The following is a 25,958-nucleotide window of genomic DNA, read 5'->3' as shown; positions in this document are numbered from 1 at the left end:
GGTCCTGGAGTAGAAAGGATTCAAGGCCCGCGAGACCAAAGGACATCCGAGAGGATCACCTTTAAAACTCATTTTGGCCCCACGGACCTAGCATGAAAACCGGGCACCCACGCGACGTCGACCCGTCGATTACGGGCCAGCCGCACCAGGTCACGGGCCATAGTTCCCGGCCTGATGGGCATATATCGAGGACGCTTGGTAACCGGGTGGACATGCCAGCGGCGGTACGAATTCTCGTACCGCCGCAACCCTTTTCCGGGGGTTCTTCACCGCCCGGCCCACCGGGCTTCTACGCGGCCCCGCGCTGCAGCGCCTCGCACACCGCCGTCGACTCGCGCGCGCCCAGTTCGATCGCCCTGCCGCAGTGGGCGATCCAGGCGGCCATGCCCTCCGGGGTGCCGGAGACATAGCCGTCGAGGGCGGCCAGATAGGCGGCGCGGCCGAGTTCCGCGTGACCGACCTCCGCCGGGCAGACCGACTTCGGGTCGAGGCCGCTGCCGATGAGGACGATCCGCTCGGCCGCGCGCGCGACGAGGCCGTTGTGGAAACCGAAGGGCCGCAGGGCGAGCAGTTCGCCGTGGACGACGGCGCCGGTCACCAGGGCGGGGGCCGAACTGCCCTTGATGATCAGCTCGGAGAGGCCGTCGAGACGGCCGGCGACCTCGGCCGCGCTCGGCAGCGGCAGTTCGACGAGGGGCTCGTCCACGGGCTCCCCGTCCTGTCGGGGCCGCCCCACGCGCGCGTCGTCGCTCCCGGCCGCCACCAGGTGCAGCCGGGCCAGCACCCGCAGGGGTGACTGCCGCCAGATGGACAGCAGCTGGCCCGCCTCGGCGGTCAGCCGCAGCGCGGCGCCCATGGCACGGGCCTCGTCGTCGCCGTCCTGGCCGCTGAAGTCGCTGCGACGGCGCACCTCTTCGAGGGCCCAGTCAGCGCCGGACAGTGCCGCCGAGCCGCGCGCACCACGCAGGGCCGCCTCGCTGGTGACCGCGTTGCTGCGGCGCCGCATGACGCGGTGGCCGTAGACCCGGTCGACGGCCTTGCGCACGGACTCCACGGACTCGGCCACACCGGGAAGCTCTCCCAGGGCCGCGAGCGGATCGGCGGCCGCACCTGTCGTACTCATGAGTACGACCCTACGCGCACCGGTCGCCGACCCCTCGAAGGAGTGGTCTTCCGCCGCACACGAACACCCTTGGCGCTCACCCCACTACCGTTAGTGAACATGAAAATTGCTTTCGTCGGGAAGGGCGGAAGTGGCAAGACCACGCTGTCCGCCCTGTTCATCCGCTATCTCGCCGCCTCCGGGGCGCCGGTCGTCGCCGTCGACGCCGACATCAACCAGCACCTGGGCGCCGCCCTCGGCCTCGACGAGTCGGAGGCCGCCGAACTGCCCGCGATGGGCGACCGGCTGGCACTGATCAAGAACCATCTGCGCGGCTCCAACCCGCGGATCACCTCCGCCGAGACGATGATCAAGACCACCCCGCCCGGCGACGGCTCCCGCCTGGTGCGCGTCTGCGAGCCGAACGCGATCTACGACGCCTGCGCCCGCCCGGTGGAACTCGACGGCGGAGCCGTCCGTTTGATGGTCACCGGCCCCTTCACCGACGCCGACCTCGGGGTCGCCTGCTACCACTCCAAGACGGGAGCGGTGGAGCTGTTCCTGAACCACCTGACGGACGGCCGCGACGAGTACGTGGTGGTCGACATGACGGCCGGTTCGGACTCCTTCGCGTCCGGCATGTTCACCCGCTTCGACATGACGTTCCTCGTCGCCGAGCCGACCCGGAGGGGGGTCTCCGTCTACCGGCAGTACAAGGAGTACGCCAGTGACTACGGCGTCGCCCTCAAGGTCGTCGGCAACAAGGTGCACGGTCAGGACGACCTCGACTTCCTCCGCGGCGAGGTCGGGGACGATCTGCTGGTCACCGTCGGGCACTCGGACTGGGTGCGTGCCCTGGAGAAGGGCCGCCCGCCCCGCTTCGAGCGCCTGGAGGAGGCCAACCGCCAGTCCCTGCGCACCCTGCACGAGGCCGCCGACGCCACGTACGAGCTGCGCGACTGGGAGCGCTACACCCGTCAGATGGCGCACTTCCACCTGAAGAACGCCACCAGTTGGGGCAATGAGCGGACCGGGGCCGACCTGGCCGCGCAGATCGACCCCGAGTTCGTGCTCGGCGAAGAGGTCGCCGCCACCGTGTGAGTGCGGCTACGACTTGCCCGCCGGAGCCCCGGGAACCCCCTTCGGGGCGGGTGCCGGTCCGGCGGACAGGAAGTGCTTCCAGCCCCTCTTCGGGGACTGACCGACCTTCAGGGTGCGCAACTGGTCCAGGACCTTCGGGTCCTGGGCGTCGAGCCAGTCGGCGAGCTGCCGGAAGGAGACGCAGCGCACCTCGGGCTTGCCACAGACCGCCTCGATGGTCTCCTCGATGGCGCGCATGTAGACGCCGCCGTTCCAGGACTCGAAGTGGTTGCCGATGATCAGGGGCGCGCGGTTGCCCTCGTAGGCGCGTTCGAAGCCCGCGAGCAGCCCGTCACGGAACTGGTCGCCCCACTGCTCCCGCTTCGCCGGGGCCCCCGCTCGGGCCCCGGACTGGTTCACATAGAAGTTGTAGTCCATGGTCAGCGTCTCGAAGTCCCGCCCCGGGACGGGGACGAGCTGCAGCGACAGGTCCCACAGCCCGTCCTTCTTCTCGGGCCAGACCTGGTCCCTGACTCCGCTGGTGTCGTAGCGGAAGCCGAGGTCGCGGGCGGCCCGCATGAAGTTCGTCTGCCCTTCCAGACAGGGTGTGCGGGCGCCGATCAGTTCCTTGTCGTAGTCGAAGGGCAGTGGTTCGGCGTTCTTCGCGCCGGTGTTGGTCTTCCAGGCCTTCACGAAGGCCTTGGCCTGGGCGATCTCGCTCTTCCACTCCTCGACCGACCATTCGCCGACCCCGCCGCCGGGACCGCAGAAGTGACCGTTGAAGTGCGTTCCGATCTCGTTGCCCTCCAGCCACGCGCCGCGCAGCTGCTCCACGGTGTCGTTGATGCCGCGGACGTCGTTGAAGCCGATGTCGGAACGGCCGGGCGAATGCTGGGGCGGGCGGTAGAGGTCCCGTTTCTCCTCCGGCAGCATGTACACGCCGCTCAGGAAGTACGTCATGGTCGCGTCGTTGGCCCGGGCCACCTCGCGGAAGTGCGAGAAGAGCCGCTGGCCGTCCTCTCCGGCTCCGTCCCAGGAGAAGACCACGAACTGCGGGGGCCTCTGACCTGGCTTCAGCCGTTCGGGTCGGGGCAGGTGCGGCTGCGCCCCGGTGTAGGCGGTGGAGCCGTCGCCGATCAGCCGGACCGCGGCCTTCGGTGGCGCCGGGACGCCCTCCTTGGTGGCGGGTACACCCTGCCCGCCCTCCTTCTCCGTTCTTTTCGCGCCCGGTGAGCCGACGGCTCCGGTCGGTTCACCGATCCCGCAGCCGGCGAGCGCCGCTGCGCAGGTCGCGGCGAGCGTGACGCCGGCGGCGATCCTCTGGGTGACGGCCATCTTCCGCCCACCTCTTCCTTCGCTCAGGGGCAGGGCGGCCAAGGTCACACAGAGTTCCGATCATTATTAATACGACAAGCCGATGAAATGCTCTATTCATCCTCCTGGGTGATCTAATGACCCATTTGCGGCTAATGTTCTTGCACATCCTTTACTCTGCATTACGATTCGTTTACTGAGCGTTGAGAATTCCCGCCGCTGAACGCCGTGCCCCACGGCCGCGACCCGACGCGACCGCGCAGCCCCGGAGGAGACGGGAGAACATGTCCGCCTGCGTCCCCACCCACGCCACCGACCCGGACCCGAACCGCACAGAGCGTGACCACCGACCCCACAGCCCCCCGAAGGGTCCGCGTCGCCGAGTCCCTGTATCGGCCGCCGATCTGTCCGCCTCCGTCGCGGTCTTCCTGATCGCCCTCCCCCTGTCCCTGGGCATCGCCCTCGCCACCGACGCCCCGCTCCAGGCCGGCCTCGTCGCCGCGGCCGTCGGCGGTCTCGTCGCCGGACGCCTGGGCGGCTCCCCCCTCCAGGTCAGCGGCCCGGCGGCCGGTCTCACCGTCGTCACCGCCGACCTCATCCACCAGTACGGCTGGCGCACCACCTGCGCCATCACCGTCTTCGCCGGCCTGTCCCAACTGGGCCTGGCCCACCTGCGCGTGGCCCGCTCCGCGCTCGCCGTCAGCCCCGCGATCGTGCACGGCATGCTCGCCGGCATCGGCGTCACCATCGCCGTCGCCCAGCTCCACATCGTGCTCGGCGGCACCCCGCAGAGCTCGGTCAGCGCCAACATCGGCGCGCTCCCCGCCCAGTTGGCGCACCTGCACCCCGCCGCGGTCTCCATGAGCGCCCTCACCCTGGTCCTGCTGCTCGCCTGGCCCCGGCTCCCAGGCCGCGTCGGGAGACAGCTGCGCACCGTCCCGGCCGCCCTCGTCGCCGTCGCGGGAGCCACGGCCACGGCCGCGTTCGCCGCGCTGAGCCTGCCCAAGGTCGATCTGCCGTCCTGGCGGAGCCATGCCCTGGCCGGAGTGCCCGACGGGCCGACGCTCGGCCTCGTCGCCGCCGTCCTCACCACCACCCTGGTGTGCAGCGTGCAGTCGCTCCTCGGCGCCGTCGCCATGGACAAGCTGGCGGCGGGGCGGACCGACGTACGGCGTTCGGACCTCGACCGCGAGCTGCGCGGCCAGGGCGCCGCCAATGTCGTCTCCGGCATCCTCGGCGGCCTGCCCATCGCCGGCGTCGCCGTCCGCAGCACGGCCAATGTCCGAGCTGGCGCCACCAGCCGGAACTCCACGATGCTGCACGGCGTTTGGGTAGTGGCCGCCGCGCTGCTCCTGGTCCCCGCCCTGGAGCTGATCCCCCTCGCCTCACTCGCCGCCCTGGTGATGGCCGTCGGGGTCCAGATGGTGTCCCTGCACCACATCCGCACGGTCACCCGCCACCGCGAGGTGCTGGTCTACGCCGTCACCACCTTCGGCGTCATCGCTCTCGGCGTCCTGGAAGGCGTCGCACTCGGCATCGCCGTGGCCGTCGGTGTCGCCCTGCACCGCCTCACCCGCACCCGCATCACCCACGAGGAGAAGGAAGGGGTCCATCACGTCCACGTACGGGGACAGTTGACGTTCCTCGCCGTGCCGCGCCTCAGCCGCGCCCTGCACCAGGTCCCCCAGGGTGCCGCCGTCGTCGTGGAGCTGGACGGCTCGTTCATGGACCACGCGGCGTACGAGTCGCTGCAGGACTGGCAGCACGCGCACCACGCGCGCGGTGGCTCCGTGGAGATCACCGGCCGCGCCGGCACCCGTATCGCCGAACCCGCCGGCAGCTCGGCGGCCGGCTGCCGCTGCCGTCCCTGGACGCCCTGGCGCAACCACCAGTGCGAGGCCCCGGCCACCCCGACGCGAGGGACACCGCAGGAGGAGGCGGCCGAGGGACCGAACGGCCACCAACTGGCGCGCGGCATCAGCGCGTTCCAGCGCAACACCGCCCCCCTGGTCCGCGGTGAGCTGGCCCGGCTCGCGCGGGAGGGGCAGCAGCCCTCGCAGCTCTTCCTGACCTGCGCCGACTCCCGGCTCATCACCTCGATGATCACCGCGAGCGGCCCCGGCGACCTCTTCGTCGTACGCAATGTGGGCAATCTCGTGCCCCTGCCCGGCGAGGAGAGCGACGACTCGGTGGCGGCGGCGATCGAGTACGCGGTGGACGTGCTGAACGTACGGTCCATCACGGTCTGCGGGCACTCCGGCTGCGGCGCGATGCAGGCCCTGCTCAAGACCGATCCCCACGGCGCCCAGACGCCGTTGAAGCGCTGGTTGCGGCACGGCAGGCCCAGTCTGGACCGTGCGACCGACAAGAACCGCCCCTGGGCCCGCCTGGCCGGCCGCGAACCTGCCGACGCCGTCGAACAGCTCTGCCTGACCAACGTCATCCAGCAGTTGGAGCACCTCAGAGCCCACGACTCCGTCGCGCGCGCCCTGCGCGAGGGCGCACTCGAACTGCACGGGATGTACTTCCACGTGGGCGAGGCGCAGGCGTATCTGCTCACCGAGGAGTCCCCGGACGGCGGAGTCTTCGACAAGGTCGCCGGAACAGCCGGGACGGCAGACCCCACCGGGACGGTCCTGCACGACACGCGCGCGTGAACCGATTTCCGTCCCGGTCCGTGGGAACGGGTGGCGTCCTGGCCGCAGGCCACCCGCCCACAGGTCTAAACCAATCCGGGGAAGGCCCTTGTCATCGGGGGTCCGGGTCTGATGAGCTGTGGCCTGGGACACAACGGACGCCCCGGCAAAGCACCGCAAGGGAGATGTCGTGAGCAACGAAAGCCTGGCCAACCTCTTGAAGGAGGAGCGACGCTTCGCGCCGCCCGCTGACCTGGCGGAGAGCGCCAACGTCACGGCCGAGGCGTACGAGCGGGCCAGGGACGACAGGCTCGGCTTCTGGGCGGCTCAGGCCCGGCGGCTGACCTGGGCCAAGGAGCCGACCGAGACGCTGAACTGGTCGAACCCGCCGTTCGCCAAGTGGTTCGAGGACGGCGAGCTCAACGTCGCGTACAACTGCGTCGACCGGCATGTCGAGGCGGGGAACGGCGACCGGGTCGCCATCCACTTCGAGGGCGAGCCCGGGGACAGCCGGACCGTCACCTACGCCGAGCTCAAGGACGAGGTGAGCAAGGCCGCCAACGCCCTGCTGGAGCTGGGGGTCCAGGCCGGCGACCGGGTCGCGGTCTACATGCCGATGATCCCGGAGACGGCCGTGGCGATGCTCGCCTGCGCCCGGATCGGCGCCGCGCACTCCGTCGTGTTCGGCGGCTTCTCCGCGGACGCGCTCGCGACCCGTATCCAGGACGCCGACGCCAAGGTGGTCATCACCTCCGACGGCGGCTACCGCCGCGGCAAGCCGTCCGCGCTCAAGCCCGCCGTGGACGACGCCGCCGACCGCGCCGGCAATGTCGAGCACGTCCTCGTCGTCCGCCGCACCGGCCAGGACGTCGCCTGGAACGACTCCCGCGACGTGTGGTGGCACGAGATCGTCGAACGGCAGTCCGCCGAGCACACCCCGCAGCCGTTCGGGGCCGAGCACCCGCTGTTCATCCTGTACACGTCCGGCACCACGGGGAAGCCCAAGGGCATCCTGCACACCTCCGGCGGCTACCTCACGCAGACGTCGTACACCCACCACGCCGTCTTCGACCTCAAGCCGGAGACGGACGTGTACTGGTGCACCGCCGACGTCGGCTGGGTCACCGGCCACTCGTACATCGTGTACGGGCCGCTGGCGAACGGCGCGACACAGGTCATGTACGAGGGCACGCCCGACACCCCGCACCAGGGGCGGTTCTGGGAGATCGTGCAGAAGTACGGGGTGACGATCCTCTACACGGCGCCCACGGCCATCCGTACGTTCATGAAGTGGGGCGACGACATCCCCGCGAAGTTCGATCTGTCCTCCCTCCGCGTCCTCGGGTCCGTCGGTGAGCCCATCAACCCCGAGGCGTGGATCTGGTACCGCAAGCACATCGGTGCCGACGCGACGCCGATCGTGGACACCTGGTGGCAGACCGAGACCGGCGCGATGATGATCTCGCCGCTGCCGGGCGTGACGTCGACCAAGCCGGGCTCCGCGCAGACCCCGCTGCCGGGCATCTCCGCCACGGTGGTGGACGACGAGGCCCAGGAAGTCCCCGACGGCGGTGGCGGCTACCTCGTCCTCACCGAGCCGTGGCCGTCGATGCTGCGCACCATCTGGGGCGACGACCAGCGGTTCCTCGACACGTACTGGTCGCGGTTCCCGGGCAAGTACTTCGCCGGTGACGGGGCGAAGAAGGACGACGACGGGGACATCTGGCTCCTCGGCCGCGTCGACGACGTGATGCTCGTGTCGGGCCACAACATCTCCACCACCGAGGTGGAGTCCGCGCTGGTCTCGCACCCGTCCGTGGCCGAGGCGGCCGTGGTCGGCGCGGCCGACGAGACCACCGGCCAGGCGATCGTCGCGTTCGTGATCCTGCGCGGTACGGCGAACGCCGACGACGAGGGCCTCGTCGCCGACCTCCGCAACCACGTCGGTGCCACCCTCGGCCCGATCGCCAAGCCGAAGCGGATCCTGCCGGTGCAGGAGTTGCCGAAGACCCGCTCCGGGAAGATCATGCGGCGACTGCTGCGCGACGTGGCGGAGAACCGGCAGCTCGGTGACGTCACGACACTCACCGACTCCACGGTGATGGACCTGATCCAGGCCAAGCTGCCGGCGGCGCCGAGCGAGGACTGACACCCACGTACGGCCTCGAAGGGCACCCGGCGGCGAGCCCGCCGGGTGCCCTTTGGCTAAAGTAAATAAAGGTGCGCCGGGAAGTCTGGTCGGCAAGCGTTCCGTGCTGTCCCCGACCGGAGGTCCCCACCGTGGCCGCGTCCCGCACCACCCCCACCCGCAAGGTCTTCGGACGGCTCTCACTGCCCGAACGGACCTTCGTGGCGGACGCGCTGCGCACGGAGACCGTCGGCGGTGTGCTGCTGCTCCTGGCCGCCGTCACCGCCCTGGTCTGGGTCAACGTCCCCGCGCTGCGCGACAGCTACGAGAGCGTCAGCGATTTCCACTTCGGCCCCTCGGCCCTCGGCCTCGATCTGTCCGTGGCGCACTGGGCGGCCGACGGGCTCCTCGCGGTCTTCTTCTTCGTCGCCGGCATCGAACTCAAGCGCGAACTGGTCGCCGGGGACCTGCGGGACCCCAGGACGGCCGCGCTGCCCGTGGTCGCCGCGCTGTGCGGCATGGCCGTACCGGCGCTCGTGTACACGCTCACCAACCTCACCGGCGGCGGCTCCCTGGCCGGCTGGGCGGTGCCCACGGCGACCGACATCGCGTTCGCGCTGGCCGTGCTCGCCGTCATCGGCACGTCCCTGCCGAACGCGCTGCGGGCCTTCCTGCTCACCCTCGCCGTCGTCGACGACCTGTGCGCGATCCTGATCATCGCGGTGTTCTTCACCGACGACCTCGACTTCGCCGCGCTCGGCGCCGCCTTCGCCGGTCTCGCCGTCTTCTGGCTGCTGCTGAGGAAGGGCGTACGCGGGTGGTACGTGTACGTTCCGCTCGCGCTCGTCATCTGGGCGCTGATGTACAACAGCGGCGTGCACGCCACCATCGCCGGTGTCGCGATGGGGCTGATGCTGCGCTGTACCCGGCGCGAAGGCGAGACACGCTCCCCCGGCGAGCGCATCGAGCACCTGGTGCGCCCCCTGTCCGCCGGTCTGGCCGTGCCGCTGTTCGCCCTGTTCAGCGCGGGCGTCTCGGTGTCGGGCGGTGCGCTGGGCAGGGTGTTCACCCAGCCGGAGACGCTCGGGGTGGTGCTCGGGCTCGTCGTCGGCAAGGCGGTCGGGATCTTCTGCGGGACCTGGCTGACCGCCCGCTTCACCCGGGCCTCCCTCTCCGAGGACCTGTCCTGGCCGGACGTCTTCGCGGTCTCCTCCCTCGCCGGCATCGGCTTCACCGTGTCGCTGCTCATCGGCGAACTGGCCTTCGAGGGCGACCCGGTGCTCACCGACGGCGTCAAGGCGGCCGTCCTCACCGGGTCGCTCGTCGCGGCGGTCCTCGCGACCGTCCTGCTGAAGCTGCGGAACGCCAAGTACCAGGCCCTGTGGGCCGCCGAGGAGCGCGACGAGGACCTCGACGGCATCCCCGACATCTACGAACAGGACGATCCGGAGTACCACCTGCGCATGGCCGAGATCCACGAACGCAAGGCCGCAGAGCATCGCAGGCTTGCCGAAGTGGCGGGCGGGGCAGGCGACGGCGACGACGGTCCGGCATGATCTGACTGGACCGTAGACAGGACCGTACAAACGCATATGAGGGAGACCCCGATGAGCGCACCCGACGGCAGCCCGGTCGGAGCCGAACGCAGTGTCGGCCAGTTGTTCGCCTCGGCGACGGCCGAGATGTCCGCGCTGGTGCACGACGAGATCGCGCTGGCCAAGGCCCAGCTCAGGCAGGACGTCAAGCGAGGCGTGATCGGCGGCGGTGCGTTCACCGCGGCCGGCACGGTGCTGATCTTCTCCCTGCCCATGCTGAGCTTCGCCCTGGCGTACGGCATCCGCACCTGGAGCGACTGGAACCTGGCGATCTGCTTCCTGCTGTCGTTCGCGGCGAATGTCGTGGTCGCGCTCGTGCTGACGCTCATCGGCGTGGTCTTCTCGAAGAAGGCCAAGAAGGGGCAGGGCCCGCAGAAGGTCGCCGCGTCCATGAAGGAGACGGCGGGCGTGCTGCAGAACGCCAAGCCGCACCCCCGTCGGCCCGCCCCGGCCGACGACGCCGTCGAGGCTGTGGCACGCTCGACGTCATGACCGACCCCGCGACCACCCCGGCCGCCCCTTCGAACCAGCCCGCGTCTCCCGTACGACTCGACGTGCCCGGCGCCAAGGGGCTGATCCACCGGGACGTGGCCGCCAACGGCGCGCGCTTCCACATCGCCGAGGTCGGCGACGGGCCGCTGGTGCTGCTGCTGCACGGCTTCCCGCAGTTCTGGTGGACCTGGCGGCACCAGCTGGTCGCCCTCGCCGACGCGGGCTTCCGGGCCGTGGCCATGGACCTGCGCGGTGTCGGCGGCAGCGACCGCACACCCCGGGGTTACGACCCCGCGAACCTCGCCCTCGACATCACCGGGGTCGTACGATCCCTCGGCGAGCCCGACGCCGCGCTGGTCGGCCACGACCTGGGCGGCTATCTGGCGTGGACGGCGGCCGTGATGCGCCCCAAGCTCGTACGGCGGCTCGCGGTCTCCTCGATGCCGCACCCGCGGCGCTGGCGCTCGGCGATGCTCTCCGACGTCAAGCAGACGGCGGCGGGCTCCTACATCTGGGGATTCCAGCGGCCCTGGATCCCCGAGCGGCAACTCACCGCCGACGACGGCGCCCTGGTCGGCCGGCTGATGCGGGACTGGTCGGGGCCCCGGCTGCCCGACGACGAGGCCGTGGAGGCGTATCAGCGGGCGATGTGCATCCCGTCGACGGCGCACTGCTCGATCGAGCCGTACCGGTGGATGGTGCGGTCCATGGCCCGCCCGGACGGCATCCAGTTCAACCGCCGGATGAAGCGTCCGGTGCGGGTGCCCACCCTCCATCTGCACGGTTCGCTCGACCCGGTGATGCGCACGCGCAGCGCGGCCGGGTCCGGGGAGTACGTCGAAGCGCCGTACCGCTGGCGGCTGTTCGACGGTCTGGGGCACTTCCCGCACGAGGAGGATCCGGTGGCGTTCTCCACCGAACTCATCAACTGGCTGAAGGACCCCGAGCCCGACCGGTGAACACCTGTTCCATGAACAGCCACTTGCCCGGCGCATAGGCCAATTGGGGGGCGTGGGGGCGGTTATCGACCTTGAGGCGGGGGCACACGTCGGGGTATGGGCTGGACGCACGACTACAGTGACGCAGCACGCAACCGCCGCTCGGCCGCGGGCCTGAGCTCCCACCGGAGGGGCGCCCCGCAACTGCCGGGCACGGACCCCCGGCTGGGCATTCCGCGCATCCTGCGCCGCCGGGCCCGCTGGGTCTCGGCGCGGCTGCGCCATCCTCGTCCCTGACCCACGCGGGGCGACCCGCCCAGGACCTCACCGGACCTCACCGCACCGGCCCCGCCCGGCCTCAGAGCGCGCAGCTGTCGCTGTCCACCTGCTGGTTGGCCGAACGGCCCTTGGCGATGTCCTCCTCGACCTCGTCCGCGGTGAGGGCGTAACCCGTGTCCGGGTCGTCGAGGGACTTCGCGAAGACCACGCCGTAGACCTTGCCTTCGGGCGTGAGCAGCGGGCCGCCGGAGTTGCCCTGGCGGACCGTGGCGTAGAGCGAGTAGACGTCGCGGTGGACGGTGCCGCGCTTGTAGATGTCGGCGCCGTTGGCCGTTATGCGACCGCGCACGCGCGCGGGGCGGATGTCGTACGCGCCGTTCTCCGGGAAGCCGGCCACGATCGCGTCGTCGCTGCTCGCGGCGTCCTTGGTGGTGAACTCCAGCGCGGGCGCCTTCAGGCTCGGCACATCCAGGACGGCGATGTCGCGCTCCCAGTCGTAGAGGACGACCTTGGCGTCGTACTTGCGGCCCTCGCCGCCGATCTGGACGGTGGGTTCGTCGACCCCGCCGACCACGTGCGCGTTGGTCATCACGCGGCGTTCGCCGAAGACGAAGCCGGTGCCTTCGAGGACCTTGCCGCAGCTCTGGGCGGTGCCCATGACCTTGACGATGGACCGCTTGGCGCGCTGGGCGACCGGGCTGCTCGCGAGCGCCGGGTCGGGGGGCTGCACCTCGGTGATCGGCTCGTTCGAGAACGGGCTGAAGACCTGCGGGAAGCCGTTCTGCGTGAGGACCGAGGAGAAGTCCGCGAACCAGGTGTCCGCCTGGTTGGGCAGGGCCGTCGCCACGCCCCCCAGCACCTTGGAGTTGCGGACCTCCTTGCCGAGCGTCGGCAGGGTCGTCCCCGCGAGTGCGGAACCGATCAGCCAGGCGACCAGGAGCATCGCCACGACGTTGACGAGGGCGCCGCCGGTGGCGTCCAGGGCGCGGGCCGGGGACCAGGTGATGTAGCGGCGCAGTTTGTTGCCGAGGTGGGTGGTCAGGGCCTGGCCGACGGAGGCGAAGACGATCACGATGACCACCGCGACGACGGCGGCGGCCGTGCTGACCTCCGAATTGTCGGTCATCCAGTCCCAGATGACGGGCAGGGCGTAGACCGCGACGAGGCCGCCGCCGAGGAAGCCGATCACCGAGAGGATGCCGACGACGAAGCCCTGTCGGTAGCCCACGATCGCGAACCAGACGGCGGCGACCAGCAACAGGATGTCCAGCACGTTCACCGCTTCAAGCCTCGCCTCGTCACTTCGCGATCACTACAGGCCGGCCGGGGGTCCGGTCCGCCGCGCGGCGACGGGAGGACACGACAAGCCCCAAAAGACGCAGCACGGCAGACACCCTGTCATGAGCGCCAGTCGAGCGGGACCTGCTTCTCACGGTCCCAGGGGCGCTCCCAGCCCGCGTAGTGCAGCAGACGGTCGATCACGCCGGCCGTGAACCCCCACACCAGGGCCGATTCGACCAGAAATGCCGGTCCTGCGTAGCCCCGGGGGTGAATGGCGGTGGCTCTGTTGGCCGGATCCGTGAGATCCGCCACGGGGACGGTGAAGACGCGGGCCGTCTCGTTCGGATCCACCACCCGGACCGGCGTCGGCCGGCGCCACCAGCCGAGGACGGGGGTCACGACGAAGCCGCTGACCGGGATGTACAGCTTCGGCAGCACGCCGAAGAGCTGGACTCCAGTGGGGTCGAGGCCGGTCTCCTCCTCGGCCTCGCGCAGGGCGGCGCGCAGCGGGCCGTCGGTCTGGGGGTCGCCGTCCTCGGGGTCGAGGGCGCCGCCGGGGAACGACGGCTGGCCCGCGTGCGACCGGAGTGAACCGGCGCGCTCCATGAGCAGCAGCTCGGGCCCGTCCGTGCCCTCGCCGAACAGGATCAGGACCGCCGACTGCCGCCCCGAGCCGTTCTCCGGGGGCAGGAAGCGGCTCAACTGCAGCGGCTCGACCGTCTCCGCGGCACGCACCACCGGGTCCAGCCAGGCGGGCAGGCCCGCCTTGTCCAGGCTCACGTGCCCGTCCACCGCGCGGTGCTCGCTGTCGGTGTCCGTGCCGCCGTCCGTCCGGCTCGCGCGTGTCATCGCCACCCCCGTCGTTCTCTCGGTCCCAACGCCCGGGGGACCGCTGATCGTTCCGCTCGGGCCTCGCGTCCCTCTTGTGGGTGGCCCGTGCCGGGGTGGGGAGAGTAGCCGCCGGGTGGCTCGGGACGGTCCGTCATCCGGCGGCTCCCAGGGGCGGGGCCGGGATGCCGCCCGCGTCCAGGTAGGACTGCGGGGGGTTCAGGCGCTGACCGGGGAAGCCGCCCTTCTCGTACTTCAGGAGCTTCCTGGCCTTCTCCGGGTCCGTCTCGCCCTCGCCGAACGCCGGGCAGAGCGGGGCGATGGGGCAGGCGCCGCAGGCCGGTTTCCGGGCGTGGCAGATACGGCGGCCGTGGAAGATCACGTGGTGCGACAGCATCGTCCACTCGCTCTTCGGGAAGAGCGCGCCGATGGCCGCCTCGATCTTGTCCGGCTCGGTCGCCTCGGTCCAGCGCCAGCGTCGTACGAGCCGCTGGAAGTGGGTGTCGACGGTGATGCCGGGCCGGCCGAAGGCGTTGCCCAGCACGACGAAGGCGGTCTTGCGGCCGACGCCGGGCAGCTTGACGAGGTCTTCGAGACGGCCGGGGACCTCGCCCCCGTGGTTCTCCACCAGGGCCTTCGACAGCCCTATCACCGACTTCGTCTTGGCCCGGAAGAACCCGCACGGTCGCAGGATCTCCTCGACGATCTCGGGGTTCGCCCCGGCCAGGTCCTCGGGGGTCGGGTACTTCGCGAAGAGCGCCGGGGTCGTCTGGTTGACCCTCAGGTCCGTCGTCTGCGCGGACAGGACCGTGGCGACGATCAGCTGGAAGGAGTTCTCGAAGTCCAGCTCCGGGTGTGCGTACGGGTACACCTCGGCGAGCTCGCGGTTGATTCGGCGGGCGCGGCGGACCAGGGCGGTGTGGGACTCGGGTTTGGGGGGTGCGCTCGGGGTGGCGGTGGGGGTTTTCGCTGTGGCCGCCTTCTTCGGGATTGCCTTCTTCGCCGTTGCCTTGGCCGTCGTCGTCTTCGCCATTGCCTTGGCCGTCGTCGTCTTCGCCGTTGCCTTGGCCGTCGTCGTCTTCGCCATTGCCTTGGCCGTCGTCGTCTTCGCCGTTGCCTTGGCCGTCGTCGTCTTTCGGGCTGTGGCGGTCTTTGTCGGTGCGGCCTTCTTCGCCCGGGCCGTGGTCTTCTGGGCGGGGTTCTCCGCCTCTGATGGATCGGACACGTTCGTCGCCTTTGCCGTTTTGTTCGCTCCAGTGGGGCCCTGTTCGCCCACAGCGGAATCGCGACGTACAACCACCCGCCCAGCCCCCTTGGCCTGTGCTCTCACCGGCGATTTGGACACCCGGCCAGCCTAAAGCCCGGCACCGACATCCGCCCCGGGCCCAGAAGATCGGCCCCCAATTGGACCCCTGACGCTTACCCCGGGACATGTGTGCGGCATCCTTGTGACAGATCACACTGTTTGGTCCGTCCGGCAAGATGGGGAACACGGTCCCCTGGTAGTACGGGGAGCAAGATCCCCTGAGCAGGTCGACAAGGAGAGAACTCGTGGACGACGTTCTGCGGCGCGCCCCGCTCTTCGCGGCGCTCGATGACGAGCAGGCCGCGGAGCTCCGCGCCTCCATGAGTGAGGTGACTCTCGCGCGCGGTGACGCTCTCTTCCACGAGGGCGATCCGGGTGACCGCCTCTATGTGGTCACCGAAGGAAAGGTCAAGCTGCACCGCGCGTCGCCCGACGGCCGCGAGAACATGCTGGCCGTGCTCGGCCCCGGTGAGCTGATCGGCGAGCTGTCGCTGTTCGACCCGGGCCCGCGGACGGCGACCGCCACGGCTCTGACCGAGGTCAAGCTGCTCGGCCTCGGCCACGGCGACCTCCAGCCGTGGCTGAACGCGCGACCCGAGGTGGCCGCGGCGCTGCTGCGTGCGGTCGCGCGGCGGCTGCGCAAGACCAACGACCAGATGTCCGACCTCGTGTTCTCGGACGTGCCCGGGCGGGTCGCCCGTGCGCTGCTGGACCTCTCGCGGCGGTTCGGTGTGCAGTCGGAGGAGGGCATCCATGTGGTGCACGACCTCACGCAGGAGGAGCTCGCGCAGCTGGTGGGTGCGTCGCGGGAGACCGTGAACAAGGCCCTGGCGGACTTCGCGCAGCGGGGGTGGCTGCGGTTGGAGGCTCGTGCGGTGATCTTGCTGGATGTGGAGCGGTTGGCGAAGCGGTCGCGCTGACCTCCGGTCAGGGCTTACAGGGCTGGCAGGGCTGTCGCAGGTAACTGTTGTACGTCGCTGTGCAGTCGTCGGTGGGGTTCGTCTCGTTCAGCGGGGCGGGCCCCATTTGTTTCGCCCCCGCCGCCCCTACCCGTCCCATCCCCCAGGGGCTGTGCCCCTTCGACCCCCTGAGCGCCTTATAGCTCGGGGGGTTCTGTTGTTTGGCGGGTGCGGGGTGTTCGTGGTTGCTCGCGCAGTTCCCCGCGCCCCTTACGGGGCCCGGGTGGCGTCTCGCGCGTGAGACGGGCCACGGGTGGCGTCTCGCGCGGGGTCCGCATCGCGTAAATGGACTGCGTCCCTCGTGTTCCTCCCGGCACAGTGGCCCCATGGCTGGAACGGGGCGTCCTGGGGGGCTGGACAGGGAGGGGTTCATCGAGCGGGAGGGGGCGCTCGGGCGGGTGGGGGCGGTGTTTCGGCCGGTGGTCGTGGCGGCTCGGGAGCGGGTGCTGGACGGGTTCGGGGCGCGGCTGCACAGTGCGTATCTCTATGGGTCGGTTCCCCGGGGTGCGGCTCGTCCGGGGCGCAGTGACCTCGATCTGCTGCTGGCGTTGCGCGGGGAGCCCACGGAGACGGACCGGGCGGAGGCGAGGCGGCTGGACGGGGCGCTGGACGAGGAGTTCCCGCAGATCGACGGAGCCGGAACGCTGCTGGTCAGCCGGGCGCAGGTGCTCAGCGACCTGGAGCGGTACGACCTGGGCTGGTTCGTGGCCTGTCTGTGCACTCCCCTGCTGGGCGAGGACCTGGCCGAGGAGCTGCCCCGCTACCGGCCCGACTCCCTCCTCGCCCGCGAGACCAACGGCGACCTGGCGCTGCTCCTGCCGCGCTGGCGTGAGCGGGTCGCGGAAGCCGTCGGTGACGACGCCCGGCGGGCGCTCGTCCGTGGTTGCTCCCGGCGGCTCGTCCGCACCGGGTTCACCCTCGTCATGCCCCGCTGGAACGGGTGGACCAGCGATCTGCACGAGATGGCGGAGGCGTTCGGCCAGTACTACCCCGAGCGCGCCGCCCAGATGGGGGCGGCGGCGGTGGCCGGGTACGAGCCGGGTGCCGATGTCGATGTCCTGCGGTCGTATCTGGACGACCTCGGGCCCTGGCTGGCCGAGGAGTACGCGCGCGTGCACGGCCTCAAAGCGCCCCGTCCCGGAGACAGGTGAACGGGCGGGCTCCGCCGGTGATCAGGCGTCGGGCGCGCCCCGGGAGGGCCTCTGGGAGGCGTCTGGGAGGGCCTGGTGAGGCCTGGGGGGCTTCTGAGGCCCCGTGGGCGCCCCCGGTCGGTCGTGGCTCCGGAGGCGGCCTCTGAGGCTCGGAGGGATCAGATCAGGGGCTCGGAGGGATCAGATCAGGCCGTGCTCGGTCAGGTACTCCAGCTGTGCCCGTACCGAGAGTTCCGCGGCCGGCCACAGGGAGCGGTCGACGTCCGCGTAGACGTGGGCGACCACCTCGCCGGGGGTGCGGTAGCCGTTCTCGACGGCCGTCTCGACCTGGGCGAGCCGGTGGGCGCGGTGGGCCAGGTAGAACTCGACCACCCCCTGGGCGTCCTCCAGGACGGGCCCGTGGCCGGGGAGGACGGTGTGGACGCCGTCGTCGACCGTGAGGGACCTGAGACGGCGGAGGGAGTCGAGATAGTCGCCGAGACGGCCGTCGGGGTGCGCCACGACCGTCGTACCGCGTCCCAGGACGGTGTCACCGGTCAGGACGGCCCGGTCGGCCGGGAGATGGAAGCAGAGCGAGTCGGCGGTGTGGCCGGGGGTGGGGACGACACGGAGTTCCAGGCCGCCGAGCGAGACGACGTCCCCCGCGCCCAGCCCTTCGTCGCCGAGCCGCAGCGCCGGGTCGAGGGCCCGTACGTTCGTCCTGGTCAGCTCGGCGAAGCGGGCGGCGCCCTCCGCGTGGTCCGGGTGGCCGTGCGTGAGCAGGGTCAGCGCGACCCGTTTGCCGGCCTCCTCCGCCGTGGCGACGACGTTGCGCAGGTGGACGTCGTCCAGCGGACCCGGGTCGATCACGACCGCAAGCTCGGAGTCCGGCTCGGACACGATCCAGGTGTTGGTCCCGTCCAGCGTCATCACGGACGCGTTCGGCGCGAGGACGTTGACCGCGCGCGCGGTGGCGGGCCCCGACAGGACGCCGCCCCTGGGCTGGCCGGGGAGGGCTGCTGCGTCGGTCATACGGGGTGCCTTCCAACGGGAGGGGCGGAGTGCGGAGTGTCGCGCTGTCGGTCGCGGACCCGCGCGGCGGCGCGAGGGGCGTGCGGAGGTGTACGGGGCTCGTGCGGGGGTGCGCCGGGCGCGTGCCGGCGCGGAGTCCCGCCGCTGTGCCGGTCGGGGGCGGCCGTCATGGGGTGTCTCCGGCGGCCGGTACGCGCTTGGTGAACTCGTCGTGGCCGGGCCAGGAGAGGATCACGGCGTCGTCCTCCAGACGGGCCTCGGCGAGGACGGGCGTCAGGTCGCGGGCCGGTGCGGCGGCGAGCGCGGCGGCGGCCGTGTCGTACTCCGCGAGCCGGCGCAGGGTCGCGATGGTGGGCGGCATCATCAGCAGTTCGCCCTTGTCGTAGCCGTCCGCCGCGTCCCTGGGGCGGATCCACACCGTGCGGTCGGCCTCCGTGGAGGCGTTGCGGGTGCGCTGCCCCTGCGGGAGGGCGGCCACGAAGAACCAGGTGTCGTAGCGGCGGGACTCGAACTCGGGGGTGATCCAGCGGGCCCAGGCGCCCAGCAGGTCGGACCGCAGGACCAGTCCCCTGCGCTCCAGGAACTCCGCGAAGGACAGCTCCCGGCCGGCCACCGCCGCGCGGTCCGCCTCCCAGTCGTCGCCCGTGGTGTCGCCGACCACCGTGTCGGAGCTCGGCCCGGCGAGCAGGACGCCCGCCTCCTCGTACGTCTCCCGTACGGCAGCGCAGACGATCGCCTGGGCGTCGGTCTCGTCGACGCCGAGCCGGGACGCCCACCACGCGCGCGTGGGACCCGCCCAGCGGATCTGGTGGTCGTCGTCGCGCGGGTCGACCCCGCCGCCCGGGTACGCGTACGCGCCCCCGGCGAAGGCCATGGAGGCGCGTCTGCGCAGCATGTGCACGACCGGGGTGTCGGCCGTGTCCTTGAGCAGCATGACGGTGGCGGCCCGCTTGGGGGTCACCGGTGTCAGCGTGCCGGCCGCCAGTGCGCGGATGCGGTCCGGCCACTCGGCTGGGTACCACTGCCCGTTTGCCATGGGCGGAGGCTAACTCGTCACGGGCGGATGTTCGAGTGAGCCTCCGCGATCTTGGTCGCCGCTACGCGACGGTGAGTTCCACCTGGAGTTCCACCTCGACCGGCGCGTCCAGCGGCAGGACCGCCACGCCGACCGCGCTGCGCGCGTGGACGCCCTTGTCGCCGAAGACGGCGCCCAGGAGTTCACTCGCGCCGTTCAGCACGGCGGGCTGGCCCGTGAAGTCGGAGGCCGAGGCCACGAAGCCGACGACCTTCACCACACGCGCGACCCGGTCCAGGTCGCCCGCCACGGACTTCACGGCCGCGAGGGCGTTCAGCGCGCAGGTACGGGCGAGTTCCTTGGCCTCCTCGGGGGTGACCTCGGCGCCGACCTTGCCGGTGACGGGCAGCTTGCCGTCCACCATGGGGAGCTGCCCGGCGGTGTACACGTACACACCGGACTGGACCGCCGGCTGGTACGCGGCGAGCGGCGGGACGACCTCGGGCAGTCTCAGCCCGAGTTCGGCGAGCTTGGCCTCGACGGCGCTCACGGCTTGGGCCGCTTCAGGTAGGCCACCAGCTGCTCGGGGTTGTTCGGCCCGGGCACGACCTGGACGAGCTCCCAGCCGTCCTCGCCCCAGGTGTCCAGAATCTGCTTCGTGGCGTGGACGAGCAGCGGCACGGTTGAGTATTCCCACTTGGTCATGCGGCCGACTTTATCCGCTGTCCGGCCGCGGTCCCGGCATGGGTTCCCTCGCCGTCCGGGCGGGCATGACAGCCTCGACAGGCCGGGGCCGACAGGCGGGGAGGGCACAAGTTGTCCACAGCCTCCCGCGTAGGCCGCGCGCGGACTGGTTAGGCTCGAATACGTGAGCAGGCTCCAGGTCGTCAGCGGCAAGGGCGGGACCGGAAAGACCACGGTCGCCGCCGCACTCGCGCTCGCCCTCGCGACCGAGGGGAAGCGCACCCTCCTGGTCGAGGTCGAGGGCAGACAGGGCATCGCGCAGCTCTTCGAGGCAGAGGCACTGCCGTACGAGGAGCGGAAGATCGCGGTGGCTCCCGGGGGCGGGGAGGTGTACGCGCTGGCCATCGACCCCGAACTGGCCCTGTTGGACTACCTCCAGATGTTCTACAAGCTGGGCAGCGCGGGCCGGGCCCTGAAGAAGCTCGGCGCCATCGACTTCGCGACCACCGTCGCGCCGGGCCTGAGGGACGTGCTGCTGACCGGCAAGGCCTGCGAGGCGGTGCGCCGCAAGGAGAAGAGCGGCCGGTTCGCGTACGACTACGTGGTGATGGACGCGCCGCCCACGGGGCGCATCACCCGCTTCCTGAACGTCAACGACGAGGTGGCGGGCCTCGCCAAGATCGGCCCGATACACAATCAGGCCCAGGCCGTGATGCGAGTCCTGAAGTCGCCCGAGACGGCCGTGCATCTGGTGACGCTGCTCGAGGAGATGCCCGTCCAGGAGACGGCGGACGGCATCGCCGAGCTGCGGACCGCGAGGCTGCCGGTGGGGCGGGTCATCGTCAACATGGTGCGGCCCGAGGTGCTGGACTCCGAGGAGCTGGAGTTCGCGCGGTCGGTGCCGCGTACGGCCGTCGCCAAGTCCCTGTCGACGGCGGGGCTGGGCGGCGCGCGGCGCGGTGGCACCGCCGAGCGTCTGGTGGGGCCGCTGCTCACCCAGGCCGAGGAGTACGCCGAGCGGTACACCCTGGAGCACGAACAGCGGGGCGTACTGGGCGAGCTGGGCCTGCCGTCGCACGAACTGCCGCTGCTCGCCGAGGGAATGGACCTGGCGGGCCTGTACGAACTGGCCAAGGAACTGCGTCAGCAAGGGATCTCATGACTTCGGACCCGGCCGCCACGCACGATTCGGCCCACCCTCACGACTCGGCGCCCGCGCACGACGCGGCCCACTCCCCCGACGGACACCGTGTGATCAGCTCGGCCCGCCCCCTCGCCGTCGACCCGCTGCTGGACGATCCGGGCACCCGCATCGTGGTGTGCTGCGGCGCCGGCGGTGTGGGCAAGACGACCACGGCGGCGGCCCTCGGGGTGCGGGCCGCCGAGCGCGGCCGCAAGGTGGTCGTGCTCACCATCGACCCGGCCCGGCGGCTCGCCCAGTCCATGGGCATCGACTCGCTGGACAACACCCCGCGCCGGGTGAAGGGCATCGACGGGGACGGCGAATTGCACGCCATGATGCTCGACATGAAGCGCACCTTCGACGAGATCGTCGAGGCGCACGCGGACCCGGACCGGGCCTCCGCGATCCTGGGTAACCCCTTCTACCAATCGCTCTCGGCGGGCTTCGCGGGCACGCAGGAGTACATGGCGATGGAGAAGCTGGGCCAGTTGCGGGCCCGGGACGAGTGGGACCTGATCATCGTCGATACCCCGCCGTCCCGCTCGGCGCTGGACTTCCTGGACGCCCCGAAGCGGCTCGGCTCGTTCCTCGACGGCAAGCTGATCCGGGTCCTGCTGGCGCCGGCGAAGGTCGGCGGGCGGGCCGGCATGAAGTTCCTGAACGTCGGCATGTCGATGATGACGGGCGCCCTGGGCAAGCTGCTCGGCGGTCAACTGCTGAAGGACGTCCAGACGTTCGTGGCCGCCATGGACTCCATGTTCGGCGGCTTCCGTACGCGCGCGGACGCCACGTACAAGCTGCTCCAGGCGCCCGGCACGGCCTTTTTGGTGGTGGCCGCGCCGGAGCGGGACGCGCTGCGCGAGGCGGCGTACTTCGTGGAGCGGCTGGCGGCCGAGGACATGCCGCTGGCCGGGTTGGTGCTCAACCGCGTCCATGGCAGCGGCGCGGCCCAGCTGTCCGCCGAGCGCGCGCTCGCCGCCGCGGAAAATCTTGACGAGCCCCGCATTGTGGATCAGATGGACGGGAAAGCAGTTCGTAACTCTCCCGACACGTACGACAGTTCAAGCAGTCCAGAATCTTCCGCAACGCCCGGTACCCAGGACGGCTCCCCCGCCCCGGACCAGCGGAACCAGGCCGTTGCCGACCAGTCCGTCGCCCCACAGGACCTGACCGTGGAACAGCTCACCGCAGGCCTGCTCAGGCTGCATGCCGAGCGGATGCGGCTGCTCTCCCGCGAGCAGCGCACGCGTGACCGCTTCACCGCCCTGCATCCCGAGGTGGCCGTGGCCGAAGTGGCCGCGCTGCCCGGTGATGTCCACGACCTCGCGGGTCTGCGGGACATCGGTGACCGGCTCGCAGCCATAAGGCCCGAACTGCCCACCTCCGACGCCTGAACCTCCGTCGGACGACTGATCACTCGAACGACTGATCACTTGACTACGCTGCCCCATCTGGCGATCCACGCCTCGGGGCACCCGAGAGCCGGCACACCTGCCCGACGCGCCGACACCTCAAGGGCGCCCTCGGCCGACGTGACCCGGAAGGGGCCTCGCCTCAGCTCACCGCCGCGTAGTTCTCGTAGATCTCGTCGTCGTCGAGCGGCAGAATGCCCGCGCCACGCTCGTACTCCGTGCGCGCGGTCTCCAACAGCCTGCGCCACGACGTGACGGTCGGACGCCTGCGCAGCAGTGCGCGGCGCTCGCGCTCCGTCATTCCTCCCCACACGCCGAACTCGACGCGGTTGTCCAACGCGTCCGCCAGGCACTCCGTGCGCACCGGGCATCCGGTGCACACCGCCTTGGCCCTGTTCTGCGCTGCTCCTTGAACGAACAGTTCATCCGGATCGGTAGTGCGGCAGGCAGCCTGCGCACTCCAGTCGGTTACCCAGCCCATACCGGCGCCGTCCTCTCCCGAATCGAGGCTCCCCCACGGCGGCAGCGGCATATTCACCGCCGCCAGTTGAGGACGTTACGGAAGGTGGGCACAGCGCAACACCCCCTTCGGGCCCAATCTTGAATGGCCCGAACGGACTATGCGTAAGCGGCAGATCACCCGCGGGAGTGACCTGAGGACATACGTGACTATCCCGTCAGAACGGGACAGTTGACATGCGTCACAACGGACACCGAATGACACACGAGGTAAATTCGGACACGGCACCCGAAAAAAATCGGAAGAACGTCAGAACGATTCGGGCTCGCTGGACGTACTTGATACAAGGGCCTACGGCTGTGACAGTTGAGAGCAGCTTAGGCCAACGCCTGCGTGCGTGTCCGGCGAATGAGAACGTAGACAACCGTTCATGTTCGTTCGCGTCTCCATGCCCGCCCGCCCTCCGGATCACGGGCAACAGATGTCACGATCCGGCACCCGTACCCCTCCGGACACACCCGCTCCTTAGGAACGGTCATCGGTACGGATTAGGCTGCCCTCATGCCAAACAAGCGCTCGGGTGGTGGTCTCTCCGCCACACAGCAGGCCGCCAAGTTCCTAGGTGTCAGCGTCCTCGCCGGTGCCGTCATGGCGGGCATCGCGCTGCCCGCGGTCGGCGCCCTGGGGCTGGCGGCCAAGGGGTCGGTCGAGGGGTTCGACGAGCTCCCCGCCAACCTCAAGCAGCCACCGCTGAGCCAGCGCACCACGATCCTCGACAGCAAGGGCGACTCGATCGCCACGGTGTACAGCCGCGACCGTACGGTGGTCGATCTCAAGGAGATCTCGCCGTACATGCAGCAGGCGATCATCGCGATCGAGGACGCCCGTTTCTACCAGCACGGCGCGATCGACCTGAAGGGCGTGCTCCGCGCGGTCAACCGCAACGCGCAGGAGGGCGGCGTCGCCCAGGGCGCGTCCACGCTGACGCAGCAGCTGGTGAAGAACGTCGCGGTGGAGGAGGCCGGTGACGACCCGACGAAGGTCCAGCAGGCCATCCAGCAGACCCTCGGCCGGAAGATCAACGAGCTGAAGAAAGCGATCCAGCTCGAAGAGGAGCTGGGCAAGAAGAAGATCCTCGAGAACTACCTGAACATCACGTTCTTCGGCCAGCAGGCCTACGGCGTCGAGGCCGCCTCCCGGCGCTACTTCTCGAAGTCCGCCAAGGACCTGGACGTCGAGGAGGCCGCACTCCTCGCCGGCATCGTGCAGTCGCCCAGCCGGTACGACCCGGTGAACGACCCGCAGGAAGCCACCAAGCGGCGCAACACCGTGCTGCAGCGCATGGCCGACGTCGGCGACATCTCGCAGGCGGAGGCCGACAAGGCCAAGGCCAAGCCGCTCGGCCTCGACATCAGCAAGCCGAAGAACGGCTGCATCACGGCCGTCAAGGGCGCGGGCTTCTTCTGCGACTACGTGCGCGAGGTGTTCCTGAACGACCCGATCTTCGGCAAGTCCAAGGAGGCCCGGGCCAAGATCTGGAACCAGGGCGGCCTGACCATCCGGACGACGATGGACCCGAAGGCCCAGAAGTCGGTCCAGGCCTCCGTCAAGGAGCACGTCAGGCAGAAGGACGAGGTGGCCACCGCCGCCACCATCGTGGAGCCCGGCACCGGCAAGATCCTCGCCATGGGCCAGTCCAGGCCGTACGGGCTCGACACCAAGAAGAACGAGACGTCGATCAACCTCTCGGTCGACGAGTCCATGGGCGGCGGAGCGGGCTACCAGCCCGGTTCGACGTTCAAGCCGATCGTCGCCGCGGCGGCCATCGAGGACGGCATGTCCCCGGGCAAGATCTACCCCGCGCCGTACCAGATGGCCTACCCGAGCCCGATCTCCGCCTGTGACGGCGCCACCTGGCGGAACGGTACCGGCACCCGCGCCGCGAAGCTCGAGAACGAGAGCGCGTCCGAGGTCGGCCCGTACTCGATGGAGAAGGCGACCGCGCTGTCGGTCAACACCTACTTCGTGCAGATGATCGCGGACATCGGCATCTGCCCGGTGACGAAGATGGCCGGGAAGATGGGCGTCGAGCGGGCCGACGGCCGCAAGATGGACCAGGCCCCGTCGATCGCGCTCGGCACGCAGGAGATGTCCCCGCTGACCATGGCGAACGCGTACGCCACCTTCGCCTCGCGCGGTATGTACTGCACGCCGGTCGCCATCGAGTCCATCACCCAGCGGGTCGGCGACAAGTCGAAGTCACTGGAGGTGCCGAAGTCGACGTGCTCGCGCGCCATGTCCGAGAAGACCGCCGACACCATCAGCACCCTGCTGGAGGGTGTGGTCGAGGACGGTACGGGTACGGAGGCCGGCCTCGGCCCCAGCCGTCCCAGCGCCGGTAAGACCGGTACGACGGACTACCGTTACGCGGCCTGGTTCGTGGGCTACACCCCGAACATGGCCGGTGCCGTCTGGGTGGGCGACCCCGCGCACGAGCGCCGCATGGTGAACATCAGGATCGGCGGCGTGCTGCACGACAAGGTCTTCGGCGGCAAGGTCCCCGGCCCGATCTGGCGCGACATGATGACCGGCGCGCTGGAGGGCAAGCCCAGGCTCGACTTCAACCGCGTCCACATCCCCGACGAGCGGCCGGACCGCGGCCGCGGGGACGACGACCGCGGGAACGGCAACGGCGGCGGGAACGGGAACGACGACGACAACGGCAATGGTGACGACGGCGACGACGGCTTCATCGGCGGCACCGACGGCGGCGCCACCTTCCCGACGCCGGAGTTCACCATCCCGGAGAACTGGATCCAGGGCCAGACCAATGGCGGGAACAACGGGAACGGCAATGGGGGCGGGTTCGGGTGACGGCCGCGGTGGCCGGCCCGGGCGCGGGCTTGGTGGCGAGCTCGGCCGACAGCCACTGAAGATCCGACAGTCGCTGATGAGCTGAATGTGTACGGCGGTGGGGGCGTCCCTTGAGAAGGGGCGCCCCCACCGCCGTTCTGTTCTGTTCTGTTCTGTCGTAGTGCGCGGAGTCCCGTGCATGGAGGTCCGTGCATGGAGGTCCGGTCGGGTCGCGTGGTCGCGCGGTCCGC

Annotated in this window: 22 protein-coding genes; 12 read left to right on the top strand and 10 right to left on the bottom strand. The window is 70.4% G+C overall.

Features of this window, described 5'->3' with window-relative positions; translation table 11 throughout:
• Positions 1-289 precede the first annotated feature (289 nt).
• A complete protein-coding gene (locus ABT147_RS42455) occupies positions 290-1,123 on the bottom strand; it encodes a Fic family protein (RefSeq protein WP_351416799.1) in 834 nt (277 codons plus the stop codon).
• 99 nt (positions 1,124-1,222) lie between these two features.
• Between ABT147_RS42455 and ABT147_RS42450 the strand changes: the two genes are divergently transcribed.
• Positions 1,223-2,203 (top strand): ATP-binding protein, encoded by a 981-nt coding sequence (locus tag ABT147_RS42450; RefSeq protein ID WP_351416796.1) that lies wholly within the window; start codon positions 1,223-1,225, stop codon positions 2,201-2,203.
• A gap of 6 nt (positions 2,204-2,209) precedes the next feature.
• On the opposite strand, the gene ABT147_RS42445 is transcribed toward ABT147_RS42450, so the two are convergent.
• Positions 2,210-3,517, bottom strand: coding sequence for a polysaccharide deacetylase family protein (locus ABT147_RS42445; RefSeq protein WP_351416794.1), 1,308 nt, complete (start codon positions 3,515-3,517; stop codon positions 2,210-2,212).
• A 263-nt stretch (positions 3,518-3,780) separates the two neighbouring features.
• Here ABT147_RS42445 and ABT147_RS42440 point away from each other — a divergent pair, with 263 nt between their 5' ends.
• The 6 genes from ABT147_RS42440 (at position 3,781) to ABT147_RS42415 (ending at position 11,582) form a co-directional block, all read left to right on the top strand.
• Positions 3,781-6,153, top strand: coding sequence for a SulP family inorganic anion transporter (locus ABT147_RS42440; RefSeq protein ID WP_351416792.1), 2,373 nt, complete (start codon positions 3,781-3,783; stop codon positions 6,151-6,153).
• 169 nt (positions 6,154-6,322) lie between these two features.
• A complete protein-coding gene (gene acs / locus ABT147_RS42435; protein ID WP_351416790.1) occupies positions 6,323-8,281 on the top strand; it encodes an acetate--CoA ligase in 1,959 nt (652 codons plus the stop codon).
• A 131-nt stretch (positions 8,282-8,412) separates the two neighbouring features.
• Positions 8,413-9,816: a Na+/H+ antiporter NhaA gene (nhaA, locus tag ABT147_RS42430; protein ID WP_351416788.1), complete on the top strand. Its 1,404-nt coding sequence runs from the start codon at positions 8,413-8,415 to the stop codon at positions 9,814-9,816.
• Between the two features lie 51 nt (positions 9,817-9,867).
• A complete protein-coding gene (locus ABT147_RS42425) occupies positions 9,868-10,347 on the top strand; it encodes a phage holin family protein (protein ID WP_037702568.1) in 480 nt (159 codons plus the stop codon).
• Entirely contained in the window at positions 10,344-11,306 is a 963-nt protein-coding gene (locus tag ABT147_RS42420; RefSeq protein ID WP_351416785.1) for an alpha/beta fold hydrolase, read from the top strand. Before ABT147_RS42425 ends, ABT147_RS42420 begins: the two co-directional genes overlap by 4 nt.
• A gap of 96 nt (positions 11,307-11,402) precedes the next feature.
• Entirely contained in the window at positions 11,403-11,582 is a 180-nt protein-coding gene (locus ABT147_RS42415; protein ID WP_351416783.1) for a hypothetical protein, read from the top strand.
• Positions 11,583-11,643: 61 nt separating this feature from the next.
• Here the strand turns inward: ABT147_RS42415 and ABT147_RS42410 are convergent, their stop codons facing one another.
• From ABT147_RS42410 to nth, 3 genes are all read right to left on the bottom strand, one after another.
• The gene (locus ABT147_RS42410) at positions 11,644-12,843 is read right to left on the bottom strand and encodes a MarP family serine protease (protein ID WP_351416782.1); all 1,200 of its coding nucleotides are present in this window, start codon (positions 12,841-12,843) and stop codon (positions 11,644-11,646) included.
• A 119-nt stretch (positions 12,844-12,962) separates the two neighbouring features.
• Positions 12,963-13,694, bottom strand: coding sequence for an NUDIX hydrolase (locus ABT147_RS42405; protein ID WP_351416780.1), 732 nt, complete (start codon positions 13,692-13,694; stop codon positions 12,963-12,965).
• A gap of 133 nt (positions 13,695-13,827) precedes the next feature.
• Positions 13,828-14,949 (bottom strand): endonuclease III, encoded by a 1,122-nt coding sequence (gene nth / locus ABT147_RS42400; RefSeq protein WP_502983259.1) that lies wholly within the window; start codon positions 14,947-14,949, stop codon positions 13,828-13,830.
• A gap of 275 nt (positions 14,950-15,224) precedes the next feature.
• On the opposite strand from nth, the gene ABT147_RS42395 reads away from it, so the two are divergent.
• Both ABT147_RS42395 and ABT147_RS42390 read left to right on the top strand, forming a co-directional pair.
• Positions 15,225-15,899 (top strand): Crp/Fnr family transcriptional regulator, encoded by a 675-nt coding sequence (locus ABT147_RS42395; RefSeq protein WP_005476003.1) that lies wholly within the window; start codon positions 15,225-15,227, stop codon positions 15,897-15,899.
• Between the two features lie 365 nt (positions 15,900-16,264).
• A complete protein-coding gene (locus ABT147_RS42390) occupies positions 16,265-17,089 on the top strand; it encodes a nucleotidyltransferase domain-containing protein (RefSeq protein WP_351416777.1) in 825 nt (274 codons plus the stop codon).
• A gap of 180 nt (positions 17,090-17,269) precedes the next feature.
• Here the strand turns inward: ABT147_RS42390 and ABT147_RS42385 are convergent, their stop codons facing one another.
• The 4 genes from ABT147_RS42385 to sp36 all read right to left on the bottom strand — a co-directional run bounded on the left by ABT147_RS42385 (position 17,270) and on the right by sp36 (position 19,820).
• Complete coding sequence (locus tag ABT147_RS42385) at positions 17,270-18,100, bottom strand: MBL fold metallo-hydrolase (protein WP_351416775.1); 831 nt, start codon at positions 18,098-18,100, stop codon at positions 17,270-17,272.
• A gap of 166 nt (positions 18,101-18,266) precedes the next feature.
• Complete coding sequence (locus ABT147_RS42380; RefSeq protein ID WP_351416772.1) at positions 18,267-19,136, bottom strand: NUDIX hydrolase; 870 nt, start codon at positions 19,134-19,136, stop codon at positions 18,267-18,269.
• A 61-nt stretch (positions 19,137-19,197) separates the two neighbouring features.
• Positions 19,198-19,665 carry a RidA family protein gene (locus ABT147_RS42375; RefSeq protein ID WP_351416770.1) on the bottom strand — a complete coding sequence of 156 codons (468 nt, stop codon included), beginning with the start codon at positions 19,663-19,665 and terminating at the stop codon, positions 19,198-19,200.
• Positions 19,662-19,820 (bottom strand): Sp36 family protein, encoded by a 159-nt coding sequence (gene sp36 / locus ABT147_RS42370; RefSeq protein WP_005476015.1) that lies wholly within the window; start codon positions 19,818-19,820, stop codon positions 19,662-19,664. Before sp36 ends, ABT147_RS42375 begins: the two co-directional genes overlap by 4 nt.
• A 163-nt stretch (positions 19,821-19,983) precedes the next feature.
• Between sp36 and bagA the strand changes: the two genes are divergently transcribed.
• Together bagA and bagB are read left to right on the top strand one after the other, a co-directional pair.
• Positions 19,984-20,961: an ATPase BagA gene (gene bagA, locus ABT147_RS42365; protein ID WP_351416767.1), complete on the top strand. Its 978-nt coding sequence runs from the start codon at positions 19,984-19,986 to the stop codon at positions 20,959-20,961.
• On the top strand, positions 20,958-22,376 hold the full coding sequence (gene bagB, locus ABT147_RS42360; protein WP_351416765.1) for an ATPase BagB: 1,419 nt from the start codon (positions 20,958-20,960) through the stop codon (positions 22,374-22,376). Before bagA ends, bagB begins: the two co-directional genes overlap by 4 nt.
• Before the next feature lie 160 nt (positions 22,377-22,536).
• Here the strand turns inward: bagB and wblA are convergent, their stop codons facing one another.
• Entirely contained in the window at positions 22,537-22,875 is a 339-nt protein-coding gene (gene wblA / locus ABT147_RS42355; RefSeq protein WP_013001830.1) for a transcriptional regulator WblA, read from the bottom strand.
• Between the two features lie 540 nt (positions 22,876-23,415).
• Here wblA and ABT147_RS42350 point away from each other — a divergent pair.
• On the top strand, positions 23,416-25,728 hold the full coding sequence (locus ABT147_RS42350; RefSeq protein WP_351416762.1) for a transglycosylase domain-containing protein: 2,313 nt from the start codon (positions 23,416-23,418) through the stop codon (positions 25,726-25,728).
• The last annotated feature ends 230 nt before the right edge of the window (positions 25,729-25,958 follow it).

It is taken from the genome of Streptomyces sp. NPDC001868, from assembly GCF_040297125.1.
GTDB lineage: Bacteria > Actinomycetota > Actinomycetes > Streptomycetales > Streptomycetaceae > Streptomyces.
Note: the sequence above shows the minus strand (reverse complement) of the source record. Positions and strands in the feature narration are given on the sequence as shown.

Coding starts and splice junctions, on each gene's coding strand:
- ABT147_RS42455 (WP_351416799.1), bottom strand. CDS start 1,123: ATGAGTACGACAGGTGCGGCCGCCGATCCGCTCGCGGCCCTGGGAGAG.
- ABT147_RS42450 (WP_351416796.1), top strand. CDS start 1,223: ATGAAAATTGCTTTCGTCGGGAAGGGCGGAAGTGGCAAGACCACGCTG.
- ABT147_RS42445 (WP_351416794.1), bottom strand. CDS start 3,517: ATGGCCGTCACCCAGAGGATCGCCGCCGGCGTCACGCTCGCCGCGACC.
- ABT147_RS42440 (WP_351416792.1), top strand. CDS start 3,781: ATGTCCGCCTGCGTCCCCACCCACGCCACCGACCCGGACCCGAACCGC.
- ABT147_RS42425 (WP_037702568.1), top strand. CDS start 9,868: ATGAGCGCACCCGACGGCAGCCCGGTCGGAGCCGAACGCAGTGTCGGC.
- ABT147_RS42420 (WP_351416785.1), top strand. CDS start 10,344: ATGACCGACCCCGCGACCACCCCGGCCGCCCCTTCGAACCAGCCCGCG.
- ABT147_RS42415 (WP_351416783.1), top strand. CDS start 11,403: ATGGGCTGGACGCACGACTACAGTGACGCAGCACGCAACCGCCGCTCG.
- ABT147_RS42405 (WP_351416780.1), bottom strand. CDS start 13,694: ATGACACGCGCGAGCCGGACGGACGGCGGCACGGACACCGACAGCGAG.
- ABT147_RS42390 (WP_351416777.1), top strand. CDS start 16,265: ATGGCTGGAACGGGGCGTCCTGGGGGGCTGGACAGGGAGGGGTTCATC.
- ABT147_RS42385 (WP_351416775.1), bottom strand. CDS start 18,100: ATGACCGACGCAGCAGCCCTCCCCGGCCAGCCCAGGGGCGGCGTCCTG.
- ABT147_RS42380 (WP_351416772.1), bottom strand. CDS start 19,136: ATGGCAAACGGGCAGTGGTACCCAGCCGAGTGGCCGGACCGCATCCGC.
- sp36 (WP_005476015.1), bottom strand. CDS start 19,820: ATGACCAAGTGGGAATACTCAACCGTGCCGCTGCTCGTCCACGCCACG.
- bagB (WP_351416765.1), top strand. CDS start 20,958: ATGACTTCGGACCCGGCCGCCACGCACGATTCGGCCCACCCTCACGAC.
- wblA (WP_013001830.1), bottom strand. CDS start 22,875: ATGGGCTGGGTAACCGACTGGAGTGCGCAGGCTGCCTGCCGCACTACC.
- ABT147_RS42350 (WP_351416762.1), top strand. CDS start 23,416: ATGCCAAACAAGCGCTCGGGTGGTGGTCTCTCCGCCACACAGCAGGCC.